Source organism: Rhodanobacter sp. B2A1Ga4 (genome assembly GCF_018101315.1).
Lineage (GTDB): Bacteria > Pseudomonadota > Gammaproteobacteria > Xanthomonadales > Rhodanobacteraceae > Rhodanobacter > Rhodanobacter thiooxydans_A.
The window spans coordinates 283118-309369 of record NZ_JADBJR010000004.1 but is presented as its reverse complement, the minus strand read 5'-3'; the positions used below and the strand labels follow the sequence as shown (position 1 = coordinate 309369).

Here is a 26252-nt window from a genome sequence, read left to right as displayed (position 1 = left end):
GCCGTGGTTGCTGCGAAAATCAGGTCAGACTGTTGGGAAGGTGGGAGGGTAGGTGACCAACCACGATGACCTGACGCTCCGCGTCGACATGAAAGTAGACCCGAAACGTGCGCGCTTCGTCCCGGCAACTCGCCCCCTGCAAGTGCTGATCAAGCTCAACCTGGCGGTGCTGCCAGTTCACCAGGTAGGCGCTGCGCGTCCTTCGGTCATAGACAGCCGCTCCCGTGGGGCCACACGACAGGTGTTCAGCTTCCAGGAATGCCTCCCATGTGTCACGGGACGTGGCGTCTCCCAGAAACCGCATGGGCCAATAATGGTCCGCCAACGCCTGGAGTGTTCGGTAGACCAGGGATGGGTCGGCGAATGCGCTCTTGCGGGCGGCACGTGCCGCTTTGACGTGGATCACCACTCGGCCGTCAAGGTTGGCTTGCACCCAGCTGGAGAGACCCTGAAGCGTGTCCTGCGATGTTGTACCGGGGGACAGGGTCGCGGTCGCCGTCTGCAGGGGCGTACTCCTTCGGCGCGTCGCCTCTTCGCGCCAACGATAGACCTCGGCGCGAAGGCGATCGAGCTCCTCGGCTTGCTGGCGCGTGACCAGCTGAAGGCGATCGTATTCGGCGGCGTGTTCGTTGACCACTGGAGCCGCCTGTGTCGTGTTGCTCTGGATGCTACCCACCACGCTGACAGTCGCGCTTCGCGCGCGACGCTCAGCGTCGTCGGCGCGATCCCGTTGCCGCTTCGCGACCGCCCGCTGCGTCTCAAGCTCGGTTTTCAACTGGTCAACATGCCTGGTCAGCGCGCGTTCCGATCGACGATGCGTCTCAGCGGCGGCCCGAACTGTCTTCACCTGAACTGACGTGTTGAGTTGCTCGATCAGGTCGTCTCGGAAGGCGACGCGGTCGTGCAATGCATCCACCGTTTCTGCCAACAGCACGTCCGGCAGGATCAACGGTTCTTCGTCGTCTTCGTCCACGATGAGCTCGATGCTCCCTAGCCAGTGACGCACGCATGAAATGATTCCGGCCGAATCCACTTCGCCAACGGCCATCCAGACCATGTGCACCGCCAGCGGCATGACCGTGTCGAAGGGGAGACCTTCGCCAGCGCTTGCGCCAGATCCGATGACGGAGAGCTCCACGTGCATGGCGCCGCCAGGAAGCGGCATCAATGCGCTGACGGTCAGGGTCGTGGTCGTCAACCCCGACTCGTCTTCTTGAACCTGCAACGGGAGATTGCCACGGCTAGACAGCGTGCCAATCGAACGGGGACCGAGGCCAACTAACGCGGCGAGTTCGTCTTCCGCGGCGAGTTCGTCTTCCGCGACGAGGCCCACAGCGTGAAGTACTTCATCAGCGAGATAGACACCCAGGGTTGAGACAGCCAGCATCAATGCGGGAAGTACAACCTCCCTTGCCCTTATGGCCCATGCAACGTGGCCTACGCGGGCCGATGTTCCTTGCTTAGTGGCAACGGGTATTTTCGGTGAATTCACATTCCTACTCCTTGGAAGGCAAAGCGTGCAGCCTACGGTTGACTAGCTTGATGAAAGTGAGCGGTCACATTGAGTCGCGGGATCTCGACCATGCGTTCCATCTGGTGGAAGCGCAGCACCCGACCTTCCTTCACCACCGGCAAGTCGGTGAAATCGCGAACCCGGTCATTGGTGAGGGCGTAACTGGTGGGGCTGCTGGCATAACTCAGCAACGTGCGGTCGGCGCTGCGCGAAGCGTGCGTGACCTGCACCTCTACGCCGTTGCCGAATCGCTCCTTCAGGTCACGAGCAGTGGTATCCAGTCGGCGTTGTGTGGATGCGTCGAACACCAGGGTGGTGCGGTAACGCGCCGCGAGCATCGGCACCAGCGCGTCCAGCGCCACCAGCCCGATGAATGTCCGACGCCCGCCGTCGTTGCGGTAGCACAGGTTGCTCGCGTCGACGACGAGGTGGTCGATGACCAAGGCAGCGTCGGCGGCTTCACTGGTATAGCGCTCACGGCATTTGGCGGTGGTACGCGCGGCACCTTCGATCTTGCGCCGGAACGTTTCGATCAATTTGCCGGGATTGCCCGTGCCGAATCGCTCGGTGCACGCGCCGTGGATCGGGCCCCTAGCAGCAGGTGAGGGGGCGGCGGCGAGCTGCCGCTGGAAGTCCTCCGCCGTGGCGAGGTCCGCTCGAAGTGCAGCCTCGGCTGCTTCGGCCGCCTGCAGTTGGGCGATCAGCGGGGCCAGCAGCTGCTCCGCGGCGGCGTGGTCGCGCACGGCCTGTTGTAGGTGAGACTCGGCGGCATCGCGATCAACGCGAGCCTGCGCAAGCCTGGCGCAGACTGCATCGTGATCGAAGGCCGCGTGTAACGCGAGTTCGTCGCGCCACGCCGCCGCAGATTCGTCGATGGCCGCCACACGGCGTTGCCCCTGCGAGAGCGCGAGGGTTAGGCGCTCGTGCTCGGCCCGAAGGGCTTCATTCACGCGCGCCGCCGGCGAGTTCACCAGCCACGGGACCATGCGCGCCATGACGGAGAGCGTCGATGGCGCGGGCAACGCAGCCTTCGCGATGACAGCCTGCTGGACCGCACGTGCGACTTGTTCGCGCTGCTGTCCATGGTCGGAAAGGATCTGGTCGACGGCGAGGACATCGAACTGGTCGAACCACTGGAGGTCCGCCGCCAGGGTACGCACGGTTTGCAAGGCTTCATCCAGCACGGCGTAGTAGGTGGCCAGCGCCGCCGAGTGCGGATTGTGGAAGGGTGCGGCGTTCATCGAGCGATCGTCCAGTGGCGCAGTTAAGGGGAGGAAGGACTGAACCGGCATGGTTCGTCAGGTTTCGGCGTCGCGCTCAGCCACCAGACGATCGTGCTCGGCGGTAACCCTGGCCAACTGCTCGGTCAGCGCCTCGATTCGGCCCGGTAGAGTGTCTGCCTGTGCGAGCTGCTCGGTCAGGCGGCGACGCTCCTCGATGCCGGCCAGCAACTGTCCTTCCAGCAGGCCGTGCTGACGCGTCGCGGCGGTCAACTCCGCTTCGAGGGAGGCTATGCGCTCAGCACTGCGTTCGGCAGCGTCGCGCGTCGTATCGAGTAGGGCCGTGGTGCGCTCCAACGCGCCAACCACGTCCCGATGGGCGGCACTGGACCGGGATGCGTGTTGCCGCTGGGTGTCGATCTCCACTTCCAACTCGGCGATGCGCTCGGAGTACTTTTGCTGGACGACGCCTGCCTGCTCCTGCGCGGCGAGGGCATCGCGCTGGCACTGGTCCAGCGTCGCCTTGAAGGCGTCTCGTGTCTCACGTACGGTGCCCAGCTCCGCCTGCAACGCCGACATGGCCTCCGTGCGTTCGGCCAGTTGGTCCCGCAGGGCTCCACGCTCCGCGCTGAGGCTGGCGATCTCGCTGGCCTGACCCCGCTCGACGTTCGTCAGCGACTCGATCCGCTCGCGCGCCTGCGCCAGTTCCTGCTCGAGGCGTTCGTGCTGGCGCTGGCGCTCGGCCGCGGCCCGGGCGTCCTGATCGCGCTCCGCTGCCAGCTGCTCGTTGGCCGCGGTCAAGGTGGCTCGCTCGGCCTCGAGCGCGGTGCGTTGCGGCGCGAGCAACTCGTCGGCGGAGGCGACGGCGGCGGCACGCAACTGCTCCCACAGGGTCGTCAGTGTCGGGTCGACGTCATCGGCGGTGGTGCGACCGGGGGCCAGCCGGCGCATGGCATCGGCGAGTTTCGGGTAGACCGCATTCGGTGAGCCCCGATTGTCGGTGGCGGCGTGCACGAGGTCGAGGTTGATCAACAGGCCGTGTTCAAGGCCACTGCGCACGATCACGTCGATGTCGTCTTGCTGCAGCGCCCGCGGCGTCGGTCCGCGATGGAACAGGTAGGCGTCCTTCACGGCGGCCAGCCCCGCTTCTTTGCGCAGGCGCTCGTCCATTGGTACGTAACTCGCGCGCGGGCGGCCGCGCACGGCCTCACCCAGGCTGTCGAGGTCGGCTGGGTCGACGTCGCCGCGCAGTAGGGACGGTACGTCCAGATCCGCCTCGGTCAGCAGCACCCAGGCGCCTTTGGCCAAATGCAACTGCGGCTCCGGCACGTCAGCGTCGTTGATGAACGGCGAGCCGTGCCGTTCGCCGAGCAGCGCATGGAACACCGCCTTCTCCGCCGGCGCGCCACGCCGGGGCGGCAGATACGTCAGGCGCGCGACGTTGGCGATCCAGCTGCCCTGCGGCCCTTCGAAGGCGATCGCCATGTTCTTGAGGTCCGCAGTGTCACGGTGCGCTTTGCCGTTGAACCCCATCCGGGATTGCGCGGTGCGGCGCACACCGGTCAGCGGTAGATAACTACCGTGTGATGCCGTGGCGAGGCAACGTCCGGTGGCGATCAGCGCCTGCAATGCTTTGAAGACTTCATCGGCGTCGGCGTCGAACGCCTGTTCGCGTTGCGGGTCACGTTCGCCCAGCACGGTGGCGACGGCGGCGGTCCAGTTCATCGGGATCTTGGAGCGGCTCATGGGCAATCTCGGTGCGCGCGGGCGAATTCCCGCACGGCGCCGCCCGTAGCGGCGGCTTGGGCGGGATGGTGCATCACCTCCATTTGACGTGTCAAGAGGATATGCAATTTAAGCCTATGTATCGCCATAGCCTTAAATTAAACGCCGCGTTTTTCAATAGATGATAATTACAGTTATTGTGGATGGCGCTTGATTTTATAAATCACACGGCGCACAGTAATGCCGCAGCCGGTGCTGCACGGAGACCGTCATGAATGACGCGATGAACGCGGTGTTTGCCACTCTTGAGCTCGAGCGCAGCGGCGCACCCGCTTTCGGCACCATCACTCGGGCCGCGATCGAGACCGATGTGTTCGATTTATCCGCAACCGACACGCTGCTGCGTGTAGTCAACCTCAGTGCGCGCCCGCGCAAGCCTGCTACCGCCACCTTTGGCGAGGGCGTCTGGTCGGGGATCTTGGCGGCCGCCCGCGCCATTGCCGATCCCACCCCGAAGGTCGCCCAGCTGCTGCGCCATGCCGCCCACGAACGGGCCTGGCTGATTGTGGAACCGAACAAGCAGGTGCGCCTGGTCGCACCCTCGAGCGTGCGCGAGACCGTCGCGGCGTGGGAGCTCTTCCCCAGCCAGCCCGACTCCAATGATGTGTTCCTTCTCGAACTGGCCGGCGCGGTGGAGTCCGATATGGAGGACCTGCTGGCGCGGATGCATCAAGCGCTCGTGATCACCACGGCACCGGCGACCATCCACACGTCAGTGAGCGGACCGACCGTCCTGATCACGGACAGCGTGTTGCCGCTCACTCCAGAGCAGGCCGCGATCGCCCGTCGCGACGCCCTGCTCGCGCGCGCTCGCTCAGAAGAATGGCCCGAATCGGGAGTCGTTGGCCAGCAGCTGGGCAGTAGCAATGAAGAGGCCGGACGTCAGCGCGCCACGCGCGACCGCGCGGCCGGCCGGCTGTTTGGCGTCCGTCCGCCCGGCGAGCGCACCTTCCTCCATCCACGCTTCCAGTTCCTGCCCGATGGCCGCGTGCACTCGAAACTGCCCGACCTGCTCGCCGCCTTGGCAACCAACCCAGAGCTCACCGAGGCGACCGACCCGGCCGGCTGGGGGCGGCTTGGCTGGCTCTACCAGCCGCGGCGGTCGTTGAGTGTGCGCAGCCTCGCCGAGGAGAGGGCTCCGGATGGTGTGGCCGACGACAGCCTGGACGACCGTGGCCGTACCCCTGCCGAGGTCTTTCCGACCGATCCGCAGGCCGTGGTCGCGCTAGCGATCGAGGATGCGGAGGTCGTAAGTGGCCGTCGCTGATACGCTGCATCACCTTTTATTCGACGCGGTGCCAGCGGGCGACTACTGGCACGTCTATGACCTGGCCTACGGTCCGCTGGCGACGCACCCGCGCAGCGAAGCCCGGCTCGCCCTCGTCGCTGGCCGCCCCGCCACCGTGATCGTGCGCCCCACCTTCTACATCGCGTGGTCACCCGACGCCGCGCTGTGGGAAACCGCACTGCGCGACGCGACGCCCGATGCCGCTGGGGGCGTTAGCCTGGTGCCTGGCTATGCGGCGGTGCATGGGCTGGCACGGCTTTCGTTGCGTCACCCCCTGCCCATCGTGGCGATGGATCATCCGGCGCGCCGCAAGGTCATCGATTACAACTCGCCCGAGGATCAGCGCTGGCATGGCCACCTGACCACCGACCGCTACCGGCGCACCCACTTCGCCGCCGCTACCGTCGACGCCCAGTGCCGCGCCACGGGAGAGGTCCTCCCCGGGTTTCGTTGGCACTCGCGACAACTGCAGCGGGACCTGGTGGGTGTTCTGTACGGTGCACTGTCCGACCACTGGAGCGTGGCGGAGACGATCGAATTGTCCGCGCCCCGCGGGCAAGCGATGCTGAAGGCGGCGCTGGGGCGTGCGCAGATGGTGCTCGTGCCGGACCTGCGCGCGGTCGTGGCGGATTCACGCACGGTCGATCCCTGATGGACGGCACCGAGCTGCTGGTGGTGGATAGCCTGCAGGGCCTGGTGCGCGCGGCGCCCGTCGCACCGCAGGCGCTGCAACCCGTCGCGACACCGCTTTCGGTGCCGGGGATCCTGGCCCGCCTCGCTGAATGGCAGGCGGACTTTGTCGGCGGCCAGTCCGCCGCAACGGTGCGCGCGGTCCGGGCCGACTGGAGCCAGTACATCGCCTGGTGCGAAGGCACCGGGCAAGCGCCGTTGCCGGCGTCGATCGAACAGCTGGAGGCCTTCCTGCGAAACGCCATTGTGCGCGGCCGCAAGCGCTCGACCATCAACCGCTACCTCTACACCGTGGGCCTGGTACATGCGGCGGCCGGTTTGCCCAATCCGGTGAAGGACGCCCGGTGGCCGGTCAAGTGGAAAAAGCTGATTCGGGAGCTCGGTAAGCGCGGCGGCAACAAGCGCAAACAGGCGGGGCAACTTGTGTCTACCGACATCGCTCGCATCCTTGGCACCTTGGGCGATTCGCCACGGGATCTGCGCGACGCGGCAATGCTGCTGCTGGCGTCGGACACGCTGCTGCGCGAATCGGAGCTCGTTCGCGTGGAGGTCGAGCACCTTGCGTACACCCCAGCGACAGACAAGTGGTCTGTCGACGTGCCGTTCTCCAAGACCAATCAGGCGGGTGAGAAGGACGATTTCCGGCACGTCGAGGCCGGCACCCGCGCCGCGATCCAGCGCTGGCAGGATGCCGCCGGTATTACCACGGGTGTGCTTTTCCGACCGATCGGCGGCCGGGTGCGCGCTGCCGTCCTGGAGGCCCGCGCGAAGGGTCGGCCCGACCCCGTGCTGCCGCTTGGCGCCCAGGAAGTCGCACGGATCTTTCGGCGTCGCGCCGTCGCCGCCGGACTTGATCATGGGTTCACGATCTCGGGTCACTCCACGCGGGTCGGGAGCGCCAACGACCTCATCAACAACGGCTACACCACCGCGCAGATCCAGGACGCGGGGAACTGGAAGAGTGCCGAGATGGTGCAGCTGTACACTCGGCGCTCGCAGGCAGGTGCGAACGCCATGGCTGACATGCGAGGGCGCCAGAAGGCCAAGACGCCTGATTAGCGACACGAACTACCCGTCTTCTAAGTATTTGATTTGTCGAATTGTGTGTGCGGGTTTTTGCCATCAATATTTGTCGCGAGCATCGACAACAAATCACCCTCTAAACCTCACGGCACGCAAAATTCGCCCGCAAATTGCCGGAACTGACAACAAGTCACCCTGCTTTTCTTTTGCGTGACTTCCTCCGATGGCTTTTGGCCCGAATACCTGGGTGTTTTGGCCCTGACGTGCAAAGCGTGCCGACACTGAGGGTCGGCCGGGATTCTGGAAATTTTCGCAAAATGAGCAATAAGCCCTTGAGGCTACAAGGCAAATTTGATGTCTTTGGCCATCGCGCTTTTGTACCGTTCTAGAGGGTCGGCAGGGATTCGTACAAAAACCGGCATTTGTGCTTATAAGCTATTGATCTAGCGAAATAAATGCTGTTACCGACTTTTTCAGAAATTATCTATGCGCTTGCTGACGCATAGCGGGAATTCTTGAATTGTTCGCAGGAACCTAGCTAAATGGCGGCATTGACTCTAGTTTTGAAAAATCATTGACGCCGAACTACTTGCTCAATAGCAACTCAAAGCTTGGACCATGGCATCGCTTGTACTTGCTACCGCTTCGGCATAGACAAGAATTGTGGTCGCGTAGCCCTAACGAAATAGATTGACCGAGAAAGCTCTGCGCCATCATCAGCGGTTCGATCTCATGCGCCGGCACGCTGACCTGCCCATATTGGGCGCTGCGTTCGCCACGATTCATCACCTTGACGATAGCCTCAGACGCCTTGATGAAGTGACGAACAAGCAAGTCGTCTCGCACCGGCATCCTGACGTTATCTATGACCACGCCGGCGTAAGCGCGCCGTGCGTCAGGTACAAACAAGATCGTATCCTCTCCGTGCGGCTTGGGCGTGATGTCGACGAACTGCCCTTCGGGCGAAACCCAGACAGCATGAAACTCCGCTTCGACCATGACATGCGGCCATTCCCAGATCTGCCAACCGCAGATCATGTGCCCACCCGAGCGCTCGATTTTGGCCGCCACATTAGGGAAACACTCGTTCACCACCGCGTTGGGTTCGGGTTGAACCGTTAGATAAGAAGCGCTTTGACCGGGAACGACTTTCGCGATCAGTTTTTGGATGTGTCGAGTGATATGCGGCGGCGTGATGGTTTTCAAACAACAAGACTCCAACGTTGATGGGTTACATTCCGCCAGGACCGTGACACGTTTAAGCAGCTTTTATCGGCCCGGTGCCGATTCATTCGTCGACGGTATCTCTCCCGCTGGATCCTTGGGCTTGAGCTGAGCCAGCAATGCTTCAATCGCTTGTAGCCGGTCTTCGCGGCGAGTCTGTTCCTCGATCTCCACGCTGCGCGCTTGCCGTTCCAAGACCAGTTCGGCCCTAACCCGTTCAACCTCAGCTCGAAGTTGGTCGCTTTCTGAAGTGGCTTGCAACCGCTGCTGGCCAAGCACTTCATTCTGCCGTTTGAGGTCGGGTACTTCCTTGGCAATCTTGGAAACCTGATCGTATTCGCGTCGCAACGCGCGTAGCGCGTTTTCGCTCTGCCCATGGAGTTCAGTGAGCCGCGCATTATCACGGTTGAGTTGCATGGCCTCGTGATTCTTGGCGGTGATCAACTCGTTGGCTTGCCGTAGCTCGACCTGCAGCTGCTGTACCTGATGTTCGTGGCGACGCGATTCCGCGTCCCTCTGCTCCTTGGCGGATTGCCGGAAGTGCTCCAAGGCCTCGCGGGCTTGGCTGTGCTTTTGTTCGAGCGACTGAAGGTGGGACGCCTGTTCGACCAGGCGTGCGTCGAGACCCGCCAGCCGCTCTTCCAATGTCATGACCTGTGTCGTGCGGTCTTGCAGTTGCGCCAAGGCTTCTTGGTGCAAGCGCGCGGTCTCCTGAAGCGTAGTTTCGGTCCTCTGCAGTCGATCGCTCAGGGCGCGACCCTCGCGCTCTTGGTTGGCCAGCGCTTCGGCGGCCTTTTGTGTTGCCGTATCAAACTGGGTTTTAGCCTCGGCAATGCGGGTGTCCGCTTCTTCAGCGAGCCGTGCCGAAAGTTGTGCGACCAAGGTACGTAGCGCATCACTGATCATGAGACCGGATGGTGGCGCTAATGAACCCTCGGCCTCCAGTTCTTTGAGATATCGATGGATGGTGCTCTTGGAGCCGGTGTTGCCGAGGGCAACGCGGACGGCATCAACGGACGGGTGCTTCCCCTGCGCGATCAAGCTGTCGCGAGCCTTCTCGACCTCGGTCTTATACAAGCCTGCGCGCGCCATTGTTCCGTCTCCCGCGAATAACGTAATGCATTACATACCATGTAATTACGTAATACTCAACAGCATTAGTTCAGCAGAATTGCCTATCTAAATGGGAAGGGATAATGTCGAATTATTCCGCCTTACCCCTCCCTGGGGGAGTCATTCAACAAGTTTCATTACGAAACCCCCTATGACCAAGATGCTAGAGCGACTGCCACTCCTATCGGGGAGCAATGACTTCCCCGTCCTCCTTGGTGAAGGGACTGGGCAGTGTGGGAATAATCTCTAGTACAACCTCCGAAGGCCGGCACAGACGTGTTCCGCGATCGGTGACGACGAACGGCCGGTTGATCAGGATCGGATGCTCCAACATGGCGTCGATGATGGCTTCATCGCTGATTCCAGGCTCGCCCAGTCCCATCTCGGCGAAGGGTGTTCCCTTTTCGCGCAAAGCCTCGCGCGGCGTCAGCATGGCTTCGTCGATAAGCTTAATCAGCTGCTCTCTGCTCGGCGGCGTCTTCAGGTATTCGATAACGGTTGGCTCCATACCAGCATGACGAAGGATGGCCAGCGTGTTGCGCGAAGTGCCGCAATTGGGGTTGTGATAGATCGTGGCGCTCACGGTTTGGGTGATCATCAGCACGCTCCAGTGGTGCAGCAACTGGCTTTAGCCGTATCTAACGTAGGAGCCAAGGGCGGTACCTCGATAACGTTGGCGGCTGCCGATAGCGCGCGAGCTTCGGCGGCGCCTTTTCGTTCGCTGTAACGGTCTACCAGGTAGTCGCTGCGATCACGCACCAGCAGCGTGAACTTGACCAGCTCTTCCATCACATCCACCACGCGGTCGTAGTACGCCGAAGGCTTCATGCGACCGGCATCGTCGAACTCCTGCCATGCCTTAGCGACGGAGGACTGATTGGGGATCGTCACCATCCGCATCCAGCGACCGAGCAAGCGCAGCGCGTTGACCACGTTGAATGACTGCGAGCCACCGCACACTTGCATGACAGCCAAGGTCCGGCCTTGTGTAGGGCGTACGCTGCCATCCTCCAACGGTAGCCAGTCGATCTGGTTTTTGAACACTGCGGTCATTGCACCATGGCGCTCCGGGCTCACCCACACCTGTCCCTCAGACCACAATGACAAGGCACGCAGCTCCTGGACCTTGGCATGTGTGACCGGCACGCTGTCCAGCATCGGCAGTTCATGCGGATCAAATACCCGGGTCTCCGCGCCAAGTTCTTTGAGGAGGCGCTCCGCCTCCAAAGCCAGTTTTCGGCTGAACGCCTGGGGGCGCAGTGAGCCGTAAAGGTGTTGGCGCGCGCCCAAAATTGACCAGGTAGGCGGGGTTATTTTCGTTCAAAATTGACCAGGGTGTTCAACCTAACCTGCTGAGTCTTTGACCAGCAGGGAAACGAGGTGATCACCATGAGCATGTACGCCAAAGTCCGCCGGATGCATCTGCGGGAGAAGCGGCCCATCAACGAGATTGCACGCCTGACGAGCCTGTCGCGCAACACCATCAAGAAGTGGTTGAAGGAGCCTGAGCGTAGCGAGCTGAAGTACGCCCGGCCGCGCGGATCGACCAAGCTTGATGCTTATATGGACGAGCTTCGCCAGGCCTTGGCCACCGATGCCCATCGCCCCAAGCGGGATCGGCGCACGCTGCTGGTGCTGTTTCGCCAGCTTCAGACCAAAGGGTACGAGGGTAGTTATTCCCGACTGACCGTCAACGTTCGGCGTTGGCGGCATGTGGACGGTACGGTCACGGCGCGATCGGCCTACGTGCCGTTGACGTTTGAGTGGGGCGAGGCGTACCAGTTCGACTGGAGTGAGGAAGGTATCGTGATCGGCGGGGTCTACCGCCGGATACGGCTGGCGCACATGAAGCTCTGTGCGAGTCGGGCGTTCTGGCTGGCGGCGTACCCGGGCGAAGGCCACGAGATGCTGTTCGATGCCCATACGCGCTGTCTGACCGGGCTGGGCGGCGTGGCCCAGCGCGGCATCTACGACAACATGAAGACGGCGGTGGACAAGGTCGGCAAGGGCAAGGAACGCATCGTCAACGCGCGCTTCGCGGCGATGTGTTCGCACTATCTGATTGATGCCCAGTTCTGCAACGTCGCCGCCGGCTGGGAGAAGGGGCGCGTCGAGAAGGACGTGCAGGACAACCGCCGTGGCCTATGGCAAGAGGCGCTGACCGAGAGCTTTGCCTCCTTTGCCGAGCTCAATGCGTGGTTGGCCGTGCGCTGCCCGCAGGCATGGGCCGCGGCATCTCACCCGGACTATCCGGGCATGAGCATCGCCGAAGCGCATGAGCACGAGCAGCCGCATCTGATGCCGATGCCGAGCTCCTTCGATGGTTATGTCGAGATCGTCGCGCGGGTCTCCAGCACCTGCCTGGTGACGGTCAAGCGCAACCGTTACTCCGTACCCTGTCATCTGGCCGGCCATCGCGTCAGCGTGCGGCTGTATCCCGAGCGGGTCGTGATCACCGCCGAGCAGCAGGCGGTCGCCGAGCATCGCCGCGCTCTGGATCGCGATCAGACGGTTTACGACTGGCTTCACTACGTCCCGTTGATCGAGCGCAAACCCGGCGCGTTGCGCAACGGCGCACCGTTCGGTGGCTTGCCGGACACGTTGCGCACGTTGCAGCTCGCCCTGTTGCGCCGTCCCGGTGGGGATCGCTCATGGCTCAGGTGCTGGCGTGCGTGCCGACGTTCGGACTGACGGCGGTGCTGGTGGCCGTCGAGCTGGTCATCGCCTCCGGCGCGATCAGTGCCGACCATGTACTCAACGTGCTGGCGCGGTTGCGCGAAACACCCAGCCTCACGGCAGATACCACGCTGCGATTGCAGGAAGAACCGCTGGCCGATCCGGACCGTTACGACCAGCTGCGTCACGTGGAGGTGCGTCATGACTGAGATCATCACCGACCTGAAGGCGCTCAAGTTGCACGGCATGGCACAGGCGTATGGTGAGTTGCTTGAGCAAGGCGGCACCGCTGCCCTGCAAGCCTCACACTGGCTGATCGAGCACCTGCTGCAGGCGGAGCACACCTATCAGGCGCTGCGCACCATCGCCTATCAGATGCATACCGCACGCTTCCCGATCCACCGGGATCTGGCCAGCTTCGACTTCGCCAGCGCCAAGGTCGACGAGGCGATCGTGCGTCAGCTCGCCACCCTCGTCTTCACCGACACCGCCCACAACGTCGTGCTGGTCGGCGGCACCGGCACGGGCAAAACGCATCTCGCCACCGCGCTGGGCGTCACTGCCATCCAGCAGCACGGCAAGCGCGTGCGCTTCTACTCCACGGTCGAACTGGTCAACACCTTGGAACTGGAGAAGGCCGCCGGAAAGCAGGGCCGGTTGGCCTATACGCTGATGCGCATGGATCTGGTGATCCTGGATGAGCTTGGCTATCTGCCGTTCTCGCAGGCCGGCGGCGCCTTGCTCTTCCATCTCCTGTCCAAGCTTTACGAGCACACCAGCGTCATTATCACCACCAACCTGACGTTCTCCGAATGGGCCAGTGTTTTTGGTGATGCCAAGCTGACCACCGCCTTGCTCGACCGGCTGACCCATCACTGCCATATCGTGGAAACCGGCAACGCGTCCTATCGTTTCCGCCACAGCAGCGCCACCGCCAAGGCGAAAATCAGCTCGCGCGAGCGGACACGCGAGCAGCGCGACATCAACGTCGACACCGTCGGAACCGATGAGGCCATCGATCCGTTTTGAGTGTCAGCAACCTATACTTATCCACAGCCGAGGGACCTTCCCTCGGCCTTCTTGCCCTGGTCAATTTTCAACGAGCACGGCTGGTCAGTTTTGAACGAGCGCCAACAATTCCGGCGGTTTGGCACATCGTTTGGAACGCCACCATTACTTTCGTTGCCACCATCATCATCAGCCTGTTGCTCGATGAAGCCGGTTTTTTTGAGTGGGCGGCGCTGCGTGTGGCACGTTGGGGTCGCGGCAACGGACGCGGACTCTTCGTCTTCCTGATCCTGCTGGGCGCAGCCGTGGCGGCCTTGTTCGCCAATGACGGCGCAGCGCTGATTCTGACGCCGATCGTGGTAGCGATGCTGCTGGCGCTCGGGTTCAGTCCGGCGACGACACTGGCTTTCGTCATGGCCGCCGGCTTCATCGCCGATACGTCCAGCCTGCCGTTGATGGTGTCCAACCTGGTCAACATCGTCTCGGCCAATTTCTTCAACATCGGCTTCAACGAATATGCCGCGATCATGGTCCCGGTGGATATCGCCGCGATCGCCGCCAGCTTGGTCGTGCTTTTACTCTATTTTCGCTCCAGTCTCCCGATACGCTACGACATGGCTTTGCTCAAACATCCAAATGCAGCAATTCTCGATCCTGCCACGTTCCGCATCGGGTGGGTGGTGCTGGCGCTCCTGCTGCTCGGGTACTTTGGTCTTGAACCGCTGGGTGTGCCGGTCAGCGCCGTCGCGGTCTTCGGTGCGCTGCTTCTCCTCGGCGTGGCTGCGCGCGGCCATGTCATCAGCACCCGGAAGGTGTTGCGCGAAGCGCCCTGGCAGATCGTCATCTTCTCGCTGGGGATGTATCTGGTGGTGTACAGCCTGCGCAACGCCGGGATCACTGGGTATCTGGCGGACCTGCTCAATGTTTTCGCCAACCACGGTGTCTGGGGCGCGGCGTTTGGCACGGGGATTCTCACAGCATTCCTCTCCTCGGTGATGAACAACATGCCGACTGTGCTGGTCGGCGCGTTGTCCATTGATGCCAGCCATGCCGAAGGCGCCGTGCGCCAGGCGATGATCTACGCCAATGTCATTGGCAGCGACTTGGGTCCGAAATTTACCCCCATCGGTAGCTTGGCCACGCTGCTTTGGCTGCACGTCCTGGCACGCAAAAACATCCGGATCACCTGGGGCTATTACTTCAGGGTCGGTATCGTTTTGACGCTCCCGGTACTGCTCGTCTCGCTGGCGGCGCTGGCACTACGCCTGAGTCTCCCGTGATGAGTGCGGGAATCAGTCCGAAGTGTTTGTTTACGCTGTCACTTCTAGGACACCGCTTTGCCATAGACAAGACGGCTCATCACGTTGGTGGAGCAGAGCAAAAGGGGATGTTCTTGTCACGGTTCTTCGGCAAGTGCTTGAGCTTGGTGCAGACCAGATAGCTGATGGTGATCAAATGCGCGTCGGAGCCATAGCCCTCGGCTCGCGCCTTGTCCGCTTGGACGCAGCCGGAGATCGCTTCGGCAAAGTCGTTGTTCAACCGGAAGCGGAAGTGTTCGAGGACGCCGGCCAGATACTTCTTCACCGTCCTTGCAAGTCATTTGAAGGGAGCGAATTGGCAGCGACTGACACAACCGATCCAGCCCGGACGCAGCACCTCGGCGGCCGTTCGACCGGTGCTTTACGAAAACACCGCGCGCATCCGTTCCTTGATCCGCCACGTACGCCGCCGTCTTCAATCCCGAGTGCTGCAGCCAGTGCATCTGGGCGAACTGCTTGGCCGTCATCGTCGCGTAGCGATACCCGCAGCGCGCACTGCGCTCGTCGGCACTGGATCGGGCACACCGCTGAGTAGTCCTCACGCGCACGCACCTGTATCACGTAATGATTCAGCACGCGCCAGACTCGATCGGCCCGATACGCCCAGCAACTGCGACACCACCAGCACCAGTGCTGCTGTGTGCACCGGTCCCAATTCCACATCCACCCCGATGCGCGCCTTCATGGCGAAGTACCGCTGCTGGCTTTTCTTCGTCTACCGCATATCCGGATCGGGCTGCTTTGCCCGGTTCTTGGTCGATGAGGTGCCTCGACGATCGTGGCATCAATGATCATACCTTGCCGCAGCAACAGCCCTTGCGGGCCCAAATGCGCATTGAGCGCTGCGAGCATCTTCACCGCCAGGCCGTGCTGCTCCAGGAATCGGCGGAACTTCAGGATCGTTGTCTCGTCCGGGATCGCGTCCTCGTTCAACTCCAGTCCGGCGAATCGACGCATCGAATCGATCTTGTACAACGCATCCTCCATGGCTGGGTCGCTCAATGCATACCACTGCTGAATGCAGTGGATCCGCAGCTTCGTCGCCGCAGGCATCGGAGGCCAACCGCGGCGAGCGGAAGTGGGATAGCGTGGCTCAATCTACGCCAGCAATGCCGCTCACGGCACAACCTTGCCCAATCTCACCAAGGAACCACCCACGACGCCTCCGCTTCTTCTTTGACTCGAAACTCAATGATGCAAACGAACGCTGCTTCATCGAGGATGCGCTTCCTGGAGGCCAGTCGCTATGATGGCTCATGCGGGGAATAGAATGATCTGCGCCGTTTCACGCTGTCCCGCACATCCACATCAAACAGGAGCTCCAGCGCCTCATCGCCACCTTTTCCCACAAGCGTGAAGCGAAGCCCTTCGCGCGTGGGCAGACGTGCCGCATGTTCGCGGACGGTCGCTTCCGGCAAACCGATCTGCCAAGCCTCGGCCTGCCCAGCGAATGTGGCCTCAGCGTCGGACGTCAACCGAAACGCAAAGCCTATGGCGAACGCATCCGCAAACTGCGTTCGTGCCTCGACCGTCTGTCGCGCCAGCAGCTGCGCCAGCTCGTCCTCGTCAACACGTACCCGCAGCTTCTGGCCTTCGATCTGCAGTTTCATGGCGGCGCTCCGTGGCGTGGGTGGATCAGTGCGGTGAGCGGATACGTGGCGGCAGGCCAGGTTCGAGGCTGACGATTTCGACACGCGTGCCGGCAGCGCAATCACCCGCGTCTTCGGGCAGCACCACCCATGCATCGGCCTCGGCAAACGGCCGGATGAGGAACGGTTGCTGCTGGCTTGGCACCGCGGCGTGCAGATAGCCATCTAAATCCAGATGCAGGCTGGCACGCAGGAAATGGCGCAGGCCGGGCTTGGGTTGCCAAGGCATGTCGAGCACGGCATGCAGGGTCGGTTCGCTGCCCTGCCCGGCCATGGCACGCAGCACGGGCGCGACGAAGAAGCGCACGCCGACGGCGACGGCCATTGGCGTGCCGGGCAGCGCCAGGATCAACGGGCCATTGGCCAGCGTGGCGCACAGCAGCGGTTTGCCGGGCCGGATCGCCACGTGGTGGAACAGCAGCTGCGCGTCGCAGCGGCGCAGGGTGTCGGGCACGAAGTCGTAGCGACCCATCGACACCGCGCCGGTGCTGATGATCAGGTCGGTACCGACGTCGACCGCGTGCTGCAGCGCGTCGGCAAAGGTGATCGCGGTGTCGTCCACCGTGACGCAGGACAACACCTGCGCGCCGGCCGCAGCCAGCGCGGCGACGAGGTAGGGGCCGTTGGAACTGTGGATGCGGCCGGATTCCAGCGGTCGCGTGGCATCGTTCTGCAACTCCTTGCCGGTGCAGATGATGGCGACTCGCGGGCAGCGCACCACCTCGATCTGCGCCATGCCCAGCGCGGCCAGCAGCATTAGGTGCGGTGATTCGATGCGGGTGCCGGCAACCACCACGGTGGCATCGCGGGCCACGTCGGCGCCGGTGGTGCGCACGTTGTCGCCGGCGGCGAGCGGGTCGAGCAGGCGGATACGTGCAGGCGTGCCATCGACATGCACTTCCAGCAGCTCGGTGCGTTCCACCGCCACCACGGCGTCGAGTCCGGCGGGCAGCTGCGCGCCGGTCATGATTTCCCACGCGCCGATCTCACTCGCGCCAGCGGCTGAGGCGCGCGCCCCATCGCCCGCGGCCTGCGAGCCGTGCACCGCGTGCTCCGAACCGGCGGACAGCGGCTCGCGCGTACGCAGCGCGTAGCCGTCCATCGCAGCATTGTCGAACGAGGGCAGCGCGATCGGGCTGCGGATCGCGCTGGCCAGGATGCGGCCCGGTGATGCGGCCAGCGCGCAGGTTTGCGCGGGCAGCGGCGCGGCATGGGCGAGGATGCGTTGCAGGGCCTGGACGTAGTCGATCATGGCAAGGTGCGCACCGGGCAGGCGTGAGCGCGCGTCAACCGGGCACGCGATCGCGCGCGGGCTGCAGCGCGGCCAGGCCGCCACTGAGCGAATGGACCTGACGCATGCCCTGCCCGCGCAGCGTGCGAGCGGCGTGACCGCTGCGCTTGCCGGTGGCGCAGACCAGCAGCACGCGGCCTTCGGCCAGCTCGGCGGCGCGCGCGGCGATCTGCGTGGAAAGCAGCTGCCGCGACGGTACGTGCAGCGGCTGCGCGGCGATTTCATCGGGCTCGCGCACGTCGACCAGCGCGTAACCAGCGGCGACCGCGGCGTCCAGATGGTCGAAGGCCAGCTCCACGTCGCGGGTATCCTGCGCCTGCGCGAGGGCGGCACGCGCCAGCTCGACGCAGCCGCCGTGCAGCGCGCAGCCCTGGGCCGGGTCGATCGGCAGGCGCTGGGTGCTGTAGTCGAGCAGGTTGATCAGCAGCAGCACGTGATCGGCCGGGCGTGGCAGGCCCAGCAGCAGCTTCAGCGCCTCGGTGGCCTGCAGGGCGCCCAACACGCCGGGCACCGGGCCGAGCACGCCGGACTCGACGCAGCTACCGGCCACGCCGGGCGCCGGTGGCTGCGGCCACAGGCAGCGCAGGCACGGCGCGTCGGGTTGCGCGCTGACGACCTGCAGCTGGCCTTCGTACTGGTACACGCTGGCGAGGATCAACGGCGTGCCGGTGAACACCGCCGCATCGTTGCTGAGATAGCGGCTGCCCAGATCGTCGGTGCATTCCACCACCAGGTCGTACCGTGCAAACACCTCCGCGATGTTGCCCGCATGCAGCGGCTCACCATAGGTCTGCACGACGACGCTTGGGTTGAGCGCGGCAATGCGCCGTGCGGCCAGATCCACCTTGCGCTGGCCGACGTCGCGCGCGTCGTACATGGTCTGCCGATGCAGGTTGCTGGCATCGAGGCGGTCGCTGTCGACGATGCCGAGCGTGCCGACGCCGGCGCCGGCCAGATAGCTGAGCACCGGGCAGCCCAGGCCGCCGGCACCGATCACCAGCACGCGGGCGGCGGCCAGTCTGGCCTGACCGGCTTCGCCCATCTCGCGCAGGCGGGTCTGGCGCGAGTAGTCCGGGGTGAAGGTCGTAGCGACCTGCGCTTCTCGCCCGAGGGAAACTGCGGCTGTGTGTTGATGGTCGTGATGGAGCAGAGGATGCTGGTGCGCTTGCCGATGTGGCAGCTCGTGGTCGTGCCCGCGTGCATGTGCATGTCCAAGCGGCGGATCGTGCTCGTGCGCGCGCTCGGTGTGAGAGCAGGCGACCCAGGCGGTGTCGCCGGTGAGATAGTGCTCCTTCTTCCAGATCGGCAGGCGGTGCTTAATCTCGTCGATGACGTAGCGGCAGGCGCGGAACGCCTCGTCGCGATGCGCGGAGGACACCCCGATCCACACGGCCAGCTCGCCGATTTGCAGGTCGCCGGTGCGATGCACGCAATGCGCCGCGATCACGCCGTAACGCGCAACGGCCTCCTCGATGATGCGCTCGCCTTCGATGATCGCCAACTCGGCATAGGCCTCGTACTCCAGGCCGCTGACTTCGCGTCCATCGTTGCTGTCGCGCACCCAGCCTTCGAACGCGCAAAAACCGCCGCTGCCCGGATGCTGCAGCGCGGCGTGCAACTGCGCGAGATCGACCGCTTCGCCGGCCAGGCTGAAGCGCTTCATCCGCCGGCCACCGGGGGAATGAAAATGACGGTGTCGCCTTCGCTCAGGATCCGGCTCCAGTCGCTGAACTGCGCGTTGACCGCAACCTTGAGTGCGTCGATCGGCAGCGAGAACCCATGCCGCGTGCGCAGCTCCTCGTACAGCTCGCGCAGCGAGGCCGCCGAAGTGGTTAGCTGTTCGCCGCCGGCGCCGGCCTGCTCGCGCAGTTGCGCGTAGTACTGCAGGGTTACGGTGGTCATGACTGCTGCGCGATGTGGTGTTGCATCTGCTCGAATTCCTCGGGGGTGTTGATGTTGTCCAGCTTGTCGCCCGGCGTAGGCAGCAGCCGGATGCGCGCTTCGATCAAGGCCTTGCGCGGACTGAAGCTGCCAGCTTCGACCCGTCGCTTCAGCAACGCGTGGATTGACGGTTCCCACAGCGCGCACAGCGGTTCGGGCAGGCCGTCGTGGCGGCTGGCATATGCGGTGGCGTCATCGGTCGGATCGCGGGCATCGATGAGCATGCGCAGCGTGGTTTCATCGAGCAGCGGCAGATCACAGGCGATCACCAGCCAGGCGACCCGGGAATTGACCGCCTGCGCCGAAAGAATGCCGGCCGCCGGACCAATCGCGTCATGGCTATCCACGATCTGCGGCAGGCCTGAGCGCAGTGGATCGCCGAGCTGGGCGTCGCGTACCGACACGAAGGAGCGCGCGGTAACCGCCTCCAGCAACCGCCAGGCGCGCAGCAGCTGCGGTTCGCCGCCGTATTCGATCCGCGCCTTGTCGCGCTGCATGCGCCGGCTGGCGCCGCCGGAAAGCAGCAGGCCATAGATGGGCGGCGCACGCTGTGCAGTCATGGCTGCGCCTGCACCGTAGTGTCGATATCGCGCTTGCCGCCGGTCTTTTTCAGCAGCCGAATCTCGGCGATGACGATGGCGTGCGACATGGCCTTGCACATGTCGTAGATGGTCAGCGCTGCGATGCTGGCACCGGTGAGCGCCTCCATCTCCACGCCGGTGCTGCCGCGACAGGAGACGGTGCATACGATCAGCGCGTCTGCGCCTTCCATATGGATGGCTATCTCGCAGCGGTCAAGGCTCAGCGCATGGCACAGCGGAATCAGCTGCGAGGTGGCCTTGGCCCCCATCACGCCGGCGATGTTCGCCACAGTAAGCACCGCGCCCTTGGGCGTGACGTAGCCGGCCGCATGCAGCGCGGCCGCGACTTCGGCGGGAAACGTCACCCTCGCGCGCGCCTGCGAGGTACGCTGGGTGGGCGGCTTGGCGCCGACGTCCACCATGCGCGGCTGATTCGCATCATCGACATGGGAAAGCATGGTTTGTGGATCGGTCATCTGTTGTCTCTGTCGATGGCGCCGCGTCAAGTGGATGGCCCGACGCATCCTAGTGCGCTCATTTGTTGGAGCGGGTAGTGTCATGTTTCTGATGAGAGCCGAGAGCGGGCTGTGGCCAGATCTCCCTTCCTTTTTCGCACGTCGTTCCTTGAGCGAGCGACACCGAGGTGCTGGCTGGAGTCCCCTCGATCTTGTCCGGCACCTTGCACACGGAAGAACAGGGGGGAACTCGCCTTCGACACTCATCAGGCCCATCTCCCGGCGACACTGACCTGGAGATCGTGGATCCGCTGCGCATCTTTGAAGTGATCAGGATGACGGCGTAGTTTTTTAACCTCCGATGTAATGCATTTCGATCTTGCGGCGCGAGCGCTGGCGGCTCTGCGCCCGTTCCTCGCTGTAGCGGTCTGCGCGACGCAGCCATACCTTGCGCAGCTGTTCGAGCAGCGTGTCGTCGCTGGCGCCCTCTCGCAACGGGCCGCGCAGATCGGTGCCCCGGGTGGCGAACAGGCAGGTGTAGAGCGTGCCTTCCGAGGACAGCCGCGCCCGCGAGCAGCCGCCGCAGAACGGCTCGCTGACCGAGGAAATCACCCCTATCTCGCCGGCGCCGTCGCCGAAGCGATAGCGCGTGGCAACCTCGCCCTCGTACTTCGGCGGCAGCGCGACAAGCGGCCAGCGCGCGTCGATACCTGCGATCAGCTCGCGCGATGGCACCACCGCCTCGGCGCTCCAGTCGTTGCGGTTGCCGACATCCATGTATTCGATGAAACGCACCACGATGCCGGTGCCGCGAAAGCGCTCGACCAGGTCGGCCACGGTATGTTCGTTGACGCCGCGCTGCACCACCGTATTGAGCTTGACGCCATTCGGAAAGCCGGCCGCCTGCGCCGCGGCGATGCCTTCGAGCACGCCATCGAGCGCGCCGCGGCCGCCACTCATACGATGGAACAAGGCCGGATCGAGCGTGTCCAGGCTCACCGTCACGCGGTCGAGCCCGGCGTCGCGCAGCGCGGCCGCATGGCGTGCCAGCAGCACGCCGTTGGTAGTCATCGCCAGATCGGTAATGCCCTCGATGCGGCGCAAGCGCGCCACCAGTTCGGCCAGCCGGGGGCGCAGCAGCGGTTCGCCGCCGGTGAGACGCAGTTTGCTCACGCCCAGCTGCGCGGCCAGCCGGCACAGCCGCTCGATCTCATCAAAGCTCAGCCGCTCGTCGTTGCGCAAAAACGCGAAGTGCTCACCATAGGTCGTCTCCGGCATGCAGTACGGACAGCGGAAATTGCAGCGGTCCATCACCGAGATGCGTAGGTCATGCAGCGGCCGTCCAAAGCGGTCGAACGACGAAACCCCGGCCGCCGGAACCGGAACCGGAACGTAATGTAATCCATCGCCTTCATAGGCAGTTGAACTTGTGCGCACGTATATTAAGCTTCCGGTTCGATTTGCTTAATTGACTGGATCGGCAGAATGACCCGAGCAGTGGGGACGCACCGCAATGCGCACCCACGCCGGTAAGTTATCACACCCTGAGTTTCGCTGTAATGATTCTGGTGTACTTGATCTCTATCACGACTGGCTATTTCAACAGCCCGACATCGAATTTGTAGACCAATCCGACAGAAACCACCGACGGACTCATGCCGTCCAGAATCGCAGGCGTTCCCTCGTTACCGTGACCATAGTCGTAGGCGCTGTACGCGGTATTACGCTGATTACTGGTACGTGCATAAGCGAGATATACCATCGCGCTCTTGCCAAGGTTGTAGTCATAACCCACAACCATTTGATGAGCGGCACTGTTCGGCGTGCCACTCAGTTTGCCGGCCCATGCATATTGGGCTTTCAGGGTTCCGTTGACACCCACTTTCACGGCGCCACCCACGGTGAACTTGTCCCGATCTGCGCCCGGCGTGCCACCAATGTCCGTTTCACGTTGGTAGCCTCCGCCTAGATTGAATTGGCCGAAGTCGTAGCTTCCGGTAAGCGCATAGGCCTTGTAATCCGGCGTGCCCGCCATGCTGTTACCAAACTTTGCATAGGCACCACCTAACTTCAGTGCACCACTGGCGTAGTTGGCCTTGAAGATGACACTGTTCTGGTTGGACATTCCCTGGGAAGGCGCATAGGTGACATCGGCACTGAACCCATTGAAGGTAGGACTGAGATACTCGATGGTGTTGTTTAGCCGTCCAGGCAAGCCGTCACCGCCCCAGATGTTGCCCAGATCGCCCACTTGGTCAGCAAACAGGTTGTAGTCGTAGAGCCACTGGTTAAGGCCGCCCACGCGACCGAATTGGATACTGCCGTACTGGTCGCTTTTCAGCCCAAGAAACGAATCCCGCGCGCGGGTAAAAATCTGCCCCCCCGTACCATTCCCTCCATTGCCATCACCGAATCCATTCCCCGTGAGATCCACACCGGATTCATATTGAAAATAAACCGAAAGACCGTCACCGAGATCCTCATCACCCTTCAATCCAAGGCGTGAGGAGTTGCTGTGCAGGTAGTCACTCGTCGAAGGGCCAGAGTCAATGCTGTCATACGAAGCATGGCCCACGCCGTAAATATTGAGATCCACCGCACCCGCGGCGGAACACATCATCACACCACCCAACATGACGATGGCCCGGCAACGCAAGAAGCAATTGTACTTTTGAGCTGACATGATTTCCCCACCCCTACAATGGTATTGAAATAGGTTTCGTCATCAATGGCGTCACAAGACGACGCACTGATGCACCAACCGCCGGATAAGACGCGCGCTCGGCGGGTTTGCGGAAAGGACGTAACAGCCGACCGCCGCCATGGCTCGCCGGCGACTCACAATGTCCTGCTTGACGAAATCTCCCCGACCACGCAACGCAGCTAGGTACCATGTGCGCCGCTCCAGGCGGCGACACGCGACTTTTTCTCAACTGATGAAATAGCGACTCTTGGTGGAAACCGTCCGCTCATACTCCGGCATCGACCCCACCCGCTTGATGCTGCCCCAAGCACCCTTGTACCAAGGGATGAAATGCGCATCGGTGGCCGTTGTGGTCACGTCACCGGCGATCCCGTTGACATAGCCGAATAACATGAAGGTGTGACCCGCCTTCAGTTCATCGGCCGGATAGGCCATCGCCAGCGTAGTGCCGAAATCGTTGTAGACCTCGACCACGTCCGTGGGACTGATGTTCAGCGACTGCATGTCTTTGGTATTCATCTGCAACACAGCCATCGGGTAGCGCTGCATGATGAATGGGTCGTACTGGTTGTTGTAGGCGGTCTGCCATACCTCGTTCAGCCGTCCGCTGTTGATCCAGAACCTGTGCTTGTCCTTCTGCTTTTCGGCCGTCTTCAACAAGCCGTTCCATGGGGCTGAAAAGAACTTGGCTTTGCCATTGGGAGTATCAAACTTGCTGTCGAGATAGAGCATCTCCGTGCCCAGCATCTTGCCGTTGGTGACGGACTGCACTGGCAGCTGGACGCCGTTGGTGCCGGCCTTCCTCAACAGTTCGTAGGTGACAAGATGCCCAGTTGGGCCACCCTGGCTATCGATGTGCTCGGCGCCAGGCTGCCCAGCCCGGCGGAAGCCATCGTTGAAAGCGTCTTCGGGGGTTTTCCAGTCGAACCCGGCGAAGCGCTCGGCCATTTTCTGGTTGCCTTCGGCTCGATACATCGCCGCAATGGTTTGGGCGATGCGCGCGGCGATCAGACAGTCGGGCATGGCCTCTCCGGGCGGGGCGATGAACTGTTCGGACAACCGGATGCGCCGCTCGCCGTTCATCGAGGTCAGATTCATTTCGCCGGGAATCGCACCGGGCAAAAGCATTTGCGCCGCCTGCGCCAACATCGTCGGATAGATGTTGATGGCGGTCAGAAACAGACCTCCCCGGGAGGTGGCGTCGTAGATCACCTCAACCATCTCGGCCGGCGACGCGCCTCGCGCCTTGGTCATCGCCTGCTTGACGATTTGGGTGCGACGGAGAACCGCCTCGCGAAGACCTTGCGAGTTATTGGAGGTTTGAAAATTGTTGCTGGCCCAGTAAGTGAGCATGCGTCCTTTGCCGGCGATCACATAGTCATCGACCTCAACGAGCTTGTCGTGCGAAGGAATCGGTGTGCTCGAGGCGGGGAAGCGGCTCTTAGGCTCAGGGTAGGCCGGCCGCGCGTAACCCTCCTGATGGCCGCCCATGCGAACCCAGCCCGTGCCGCGCCGTCCTACGTTGTGCGTGGCCAGCACCACGGCCCCCATCGCCTGCTCAATGCGGTAGTTGTCGTTGCCCCAGATCACGCCCTTCTCGAACGCGTGCATGCTGCGAGGCGCCTTGCCGGGCGCCTTCGGCTTGTAGCTCCACTCCGCCGCTTGCTTGATCTTGGTCACGGACAAACCGGTGATCTTGCTGCACTCGTCGAGCGACATCCGATTGGCCGCAACCACAGCCTCGAAGCCCTCGGTGTGCTTGTCGATGAAGTCACGGTCGATCCAGCCCTGGTCGACTACGTAAGTGAGCAAACCATTCCACAGCGCGGTATCAGTACCGGGCTGCAGATCCAGATGGAGCACCTGCTTGGCGGCCACGTTTTCACTGATGGCGATCGACGGTGTACGGCGAGGGTCCACAAAGATGAACTTGCCCGCCTCCACCGGCTCGTTCGGAAACATCTTCTTTTTCTTGTCCAGCGTTGCGCCTTGCAGATTGGGCAACCAGTGGGCGAGAAAGTAATTGGTTTGGCTCTCGTAGGGGTTGTTACCATTGGACCAGATGACATCGGCGACCTCGGCGTCCTCGTAGCTGTTGTTGAGCTCGAAGATGCCCATGTCACGATTGCCGAAGCACTCGGAGTTGTAGGCGGGACGATTGTGAATTCGTACCGTCGGCGTCTGGATGGCGGAAAAGATCAGCTTTCCGGTGCCCCAGGTGTTTTCGAACCCGCCACCGGCGCCGCCGTGATCGAACACGCTGAACATGACGGCTTCCGGGCCATCCTTGTCGAGAATCTTTTTGGTCAGCCCTGCGTATACCTGCAGCGCGTATTCCCATGAGAGATCCAGCCACTGGTCGCCATAGTAAATGCGAGGGCTGAGCAGTCGCTCCTTGGTGAGGCCGTCGGCATTGTAGTAATACGACGCCATCTTGCCGCCGCGCGTCGAACTGAGCCCCTTGTTTACCACGCATTGGGCATCCGGAACGATCATTACATTGTGGCGCGTGCCATCTTTGTCCGTTAACACATTGGTCATGGCCGGAGTCATGCACGTCTGCATTGGTGGCACTTGGGTTCGAAAGTCGAGCCCCAGTGCGTTCTTGTTAGGAGCTCTTCCGCCCTCTTTGTCGGCATCCCATTTGTAGACGTGATAGCCACAGCCAACAATGCAGAAGTGACAGGTCATGTTGGTTTTTTGCGCATTCGCCGGCGGCAGGGCGATGCGATCCTTGAATTGCGACATGTGTAATCCTCCGGGTTCGTCGAC

At 62.7% G+C, this 26252-nt stretch carries 23 protein-coding genes and 2 pseudogenes; 6 read left to right on the top strand and 19 right to left on the bottom strand.

The genetic code is table 11. From position 1 onward, the window contains the following. Positions 1-19: 19 nt before the first annotated feature. From IMW82_RS14535 to IMW82_RS14525, 3 genes are all read right to left on the bottom strand, one after another. Positions 20-1390, bottom strand: coding sequence for a hypothetical protein (locus IMW82_RS14535; RefSeq protein WP_211005053.1), 1371 nt, complete (start codon positions 1388-1390; stop codon positions 20-22). A 134-nt stretch (positions 1391-1524) separates the two neighbouring features. Further along, positions 1525-2754, bottom strand: coding sequence for a hypothetical protein (locus IMW82_RS14530; protein WP_211005052.1), 1230 nt, complete (start codon positions 2752-2754; stop codon positions 1525-1527). Positions 2755-2811: 57 nt separating this feature from the next. Then, on the bottom strand, positions 2812-4479 hold the full coding sequence (locus IMW82_RS14525; protein ID WP_211005051.1) for a DNA-binding protein: 1668 nt from the start codon (positions 4477-4479) through the stop codon (positions 2812-2814). Between the two features lie 250 nt (positions 4480-4729). On the opposite strand from IMW82_RS14525, the gene IMW82_RS14520 reads away from it, so the two are divergent. Genes IMW82_RS14520 through IMW82_RS14510 form a run of 3 tightly spaced genes read left to right on the top strand, consistent with a single transcriptional unit; the run spans position 4730 to position 7555 of the window. Next, on the top strand, positions 4730-5785 hold the full coding sequence (locus IMW82_RS14520; RefSeq protein ID WP_211005050.1) for a hypothetical protein: 1056 nt from the start codon (positions 4730-4732) through the stop codon (positions 5783-5785). After that, positions 5772-6458: a hypothetical protein gene (locus IMW82_RS14515; protein ID WP_211005049.1), complete on the top strand. Its 687-nt coding sequence runs from the start codon at positions 5772-5774 to the stop codon at positions 6456-6458. The genes IMW82_RS14520 and IMW82_RS14515 overlap by 14 nt, the downstream gene beginning before the upstream one ends. Further along, positions 6458-7555 carry a tyrosine-type recombinase/integrase gene (locus IMW82_RS14510; protein WP_211005048.1) on the top strand — a complete coding sequence of 366 codons (1098 nt, stop codon included), beginning with the start codon at positions 6458-6460 and terminating at the stop codon, positions 7553-7555. The genes IMW82_RS14515 and IMW82_RS14510 overlap by 1 nt, the downstream gene beginning before the upstream one ends. A 549-nt stretch (positions 7556-8104) precedes the next feature. Here IMW82_RS14510 and IMW82_RS14505 read toward each other — a convergent pair. From IMW82_RS14505 to arsH, 4 genes are all read right to left on the bottom strand, one after another. Further along, on the bottom strand, positions 8105-8725 hold the full coding sequence (locus IMW82_RS14505) for an SEC-C domain-containing protein (protein WP_211005047.1): 621 nt from the start codon (positions 8723-8725) through the stop codon (positions 8105-8107). Positions 8726-8788: 63 nt separating this feature from the next. Further along, on the bottom strand, positions 8789-9820 hold the full coding sequence (locus tag IMW82_RS14500; protein WP_244754349.1) for a DNA-binding protein: 1032 nt from the start codon (positions 9818-9820) through the stop codon (positions 8789-8791). 217 nt (positions 9821-10037) lie between these two features. After that, positions 10038-10439: an arsenate reductase (glutaredoxin) gene (arsC, locus tag IMW82_RS14495; RefSeq protein WP_211005102.1), complete on the bottom strand. Its 402-nt coding sequence runs from the start codon at positions 10437-10439 to the stop codon at positions 10038-10040. Positions 10440-10453: 14 nt separating this feature from the next. Next, entirely contained in the window at positions 10454-11146 is a 693-nt protein-coding gene (gene arsH, locus IMW82_RS14490; RefSeq protein WP_211200249.1) for an arsenical resistance protein ArsH, read from the bottom strand. A 99-nt stretch (positions 11147-11245) separates the two neighbouring features. On the opposite strand from arsH, the pseudogene istA reads away from it, so the two are divergent. The 3 genes and pseudogenes from istA to IMW82_RS14475 all read left to right on the top strand — a co-directional run bounded on the left by istA (position 11246) and on the right by IMW82_RS14475 (position 14820). Further along, positions 11246-12741, top strand: a pseudogene (gene istA, locus IMW82_RS14485) (IS21 family transposase). Continuing rightward, positions 12734-13561, top strand: coding sequence for an IS21-like element helper ATPase IstB (gene istB, locus IMW82_RS14480; RefSeq protein WP_211005045.1), 828 nt, complete (start codon positions 12734-12736; stop codon positions 13559-13561). Before istA ends, istB begins: the two are co-directional and overlap by 8 nt. Further along, positions 13558-14820, top strand: a complete 1263-nt coding sequence (locus tag IMW82_RS14475) for an arsenic transporter (RefSeq protein ID WP_211005044.1) — start codon at positions 13558-13560, stop codon at positions 14818-14820. The genes istB and IMW82_RS14475 overlap by 4 nt, the downstream gene beginning before the upstream one ends. 79 nt (positions 14821-14899) lie before the next feature. Here the strand turns inward: IMW82_RS14475 and IMW82_RS14470 are convergent, their stop codons facing one another. The 12 genes and pseudogenes from IMW82_RS14470 to IMW82_RS14420 form a co-directional block, all read right to left on the bottom strand. After that, complete coding sequence (locus IMW82_RS14470) at positions 14900-15124, bottom strand: hypothetical protein (protein WP_211005043.1); 225 nt, start codon at positions 15122-15124, stop codon at positions 14900-14902. 273 nt (positions 15125-15397) lie between these two features. Continuing rightward, on the bottom strand, positions 15398-15544 hold the full coding sequence (locus tag IMW82_RS17875) for a hypothetical protein (RefSeq protein WP_244754348.1): 147 nt from the start codon (positions 15542-15544) through the stop codon (positions 15398-15400). Positions 15545-15577: 33 nt separating this feature from the next. Continuing rightward, positions 15578-16075 (bottom strand): annotated as a pseudogene (locus tag IMW82_RS14465) (transposase); the annotation flags it as partial. Positions 16076-16103: 28 nt separating this feature from the next. Then, on the bottom strand, positions 16104-16469 hold the full coding sequence (locus IMW82_RS14460; RefSeq protein WP_211005042.1) for a hypothetical protein: 366 nt from the start codon (positions 16467-16469) through the stop codon (positions 16104-16106). A 25-nt stretch (positions 16470-16494) separates the two neighbouring features. Then, positions 16495-17760 (bottom strand): molybdopterin molybdotransferase MoeA, encoded by a 1266-nt coding sequence (locus tag IMW82_RS14455; protein WP_211005041.1) that lies wholly within the window; start codon positions 17758-17760, stop codon positions 16495-16497. 34 nt (positions 17761-17794) lie between these two features. Further along, positions 17795-19462: a ThiF family adenylyltransferase gene (locus IMW82_RS14450; RefSeq protein ID WP_211005040.1), complete on the bottom strand. Its 1668-nt coding sequence runs from the start codon at positions 19460-19462 to the stop codon at positions 17795-17797. Next, positions 19459-19701 (bottom strand): MoaD/ThiS family protein, encoded by a 243-nt coding sequence (locus IMW82_RS14445; RefSeq protein WP_211005039.1) that lies wholly within the window; start codon positions 19699-19701, stop codon positions 19459-19461. Before IMW82_RS14445 ends, IMW82_RS14450 begins: the two co-directional genes overlap by 4 nt. Beyond that, the gene (locus IMW82_RS14440) at positions 19698-20300 is read right to left on the bottom strand and encodes an NTP transferase domain-containing protein (protein WP_211005038.1); all 603 of its coding nucleotides are present in this window, start codon (positions 20298-20300) and stop codon (positions 19698-19700) included. Before IMW82_RS14440 ends, IMW82_RS14445 begins: the two co-directional genes overlap by 4 nt. Then, a complete protein-coding gene (moaC, locus tag IMW82_RS14435; protein ID WP_211005100.1) occupies positions 20297-20797 on the bottom strand; it encodes a cyclic pyranopterin monophosphate synthase MoaC in 501 nt (166 codons plus the stop codon). The genes IMW82_RS14440 and moaC overlap by 4 nt, the downstream gene beginning before the upstream one ends. 330 nt (positions 20798-21127) lie before the next feature. After that, a complete protein-coding gene (gene moaA / locus IMW82_RS14430; RefSeq protein ID WP_211005037.1) occupies positions 21128-22213 on the bottom strand; it encodes a GTP 3',8-cyclase MoaA in 1086 nt (361 codons plus the stop codon). A gap of 157 nt (positions 22214-22370) precedes the next feature. Next, the gene (locus IMW82_RS14425) at positions 22371-23459 is read right to left on the bottom strand and encodes a porin (RefSeq protein ID WP_211005036.1); all 1089 of its coding nucleotides are present in this window, start codon (positions 23457-23459) and stop codon (positions 22371-22373) included. 246 nt (positions 23460-23705) lie between these two features. Then, complete coding sequence (locus tag IMW82_RS14420; protein ID WP_211005035.1) at positions 23706-26228, bottom strand: arsenate reductase (azurin) large subunit; 2523 nt, start codon at positions 26226-26228, stop codon at positions 23706-23708. Positions 26229-26252 lie beyond the last annotated feature (24 nt).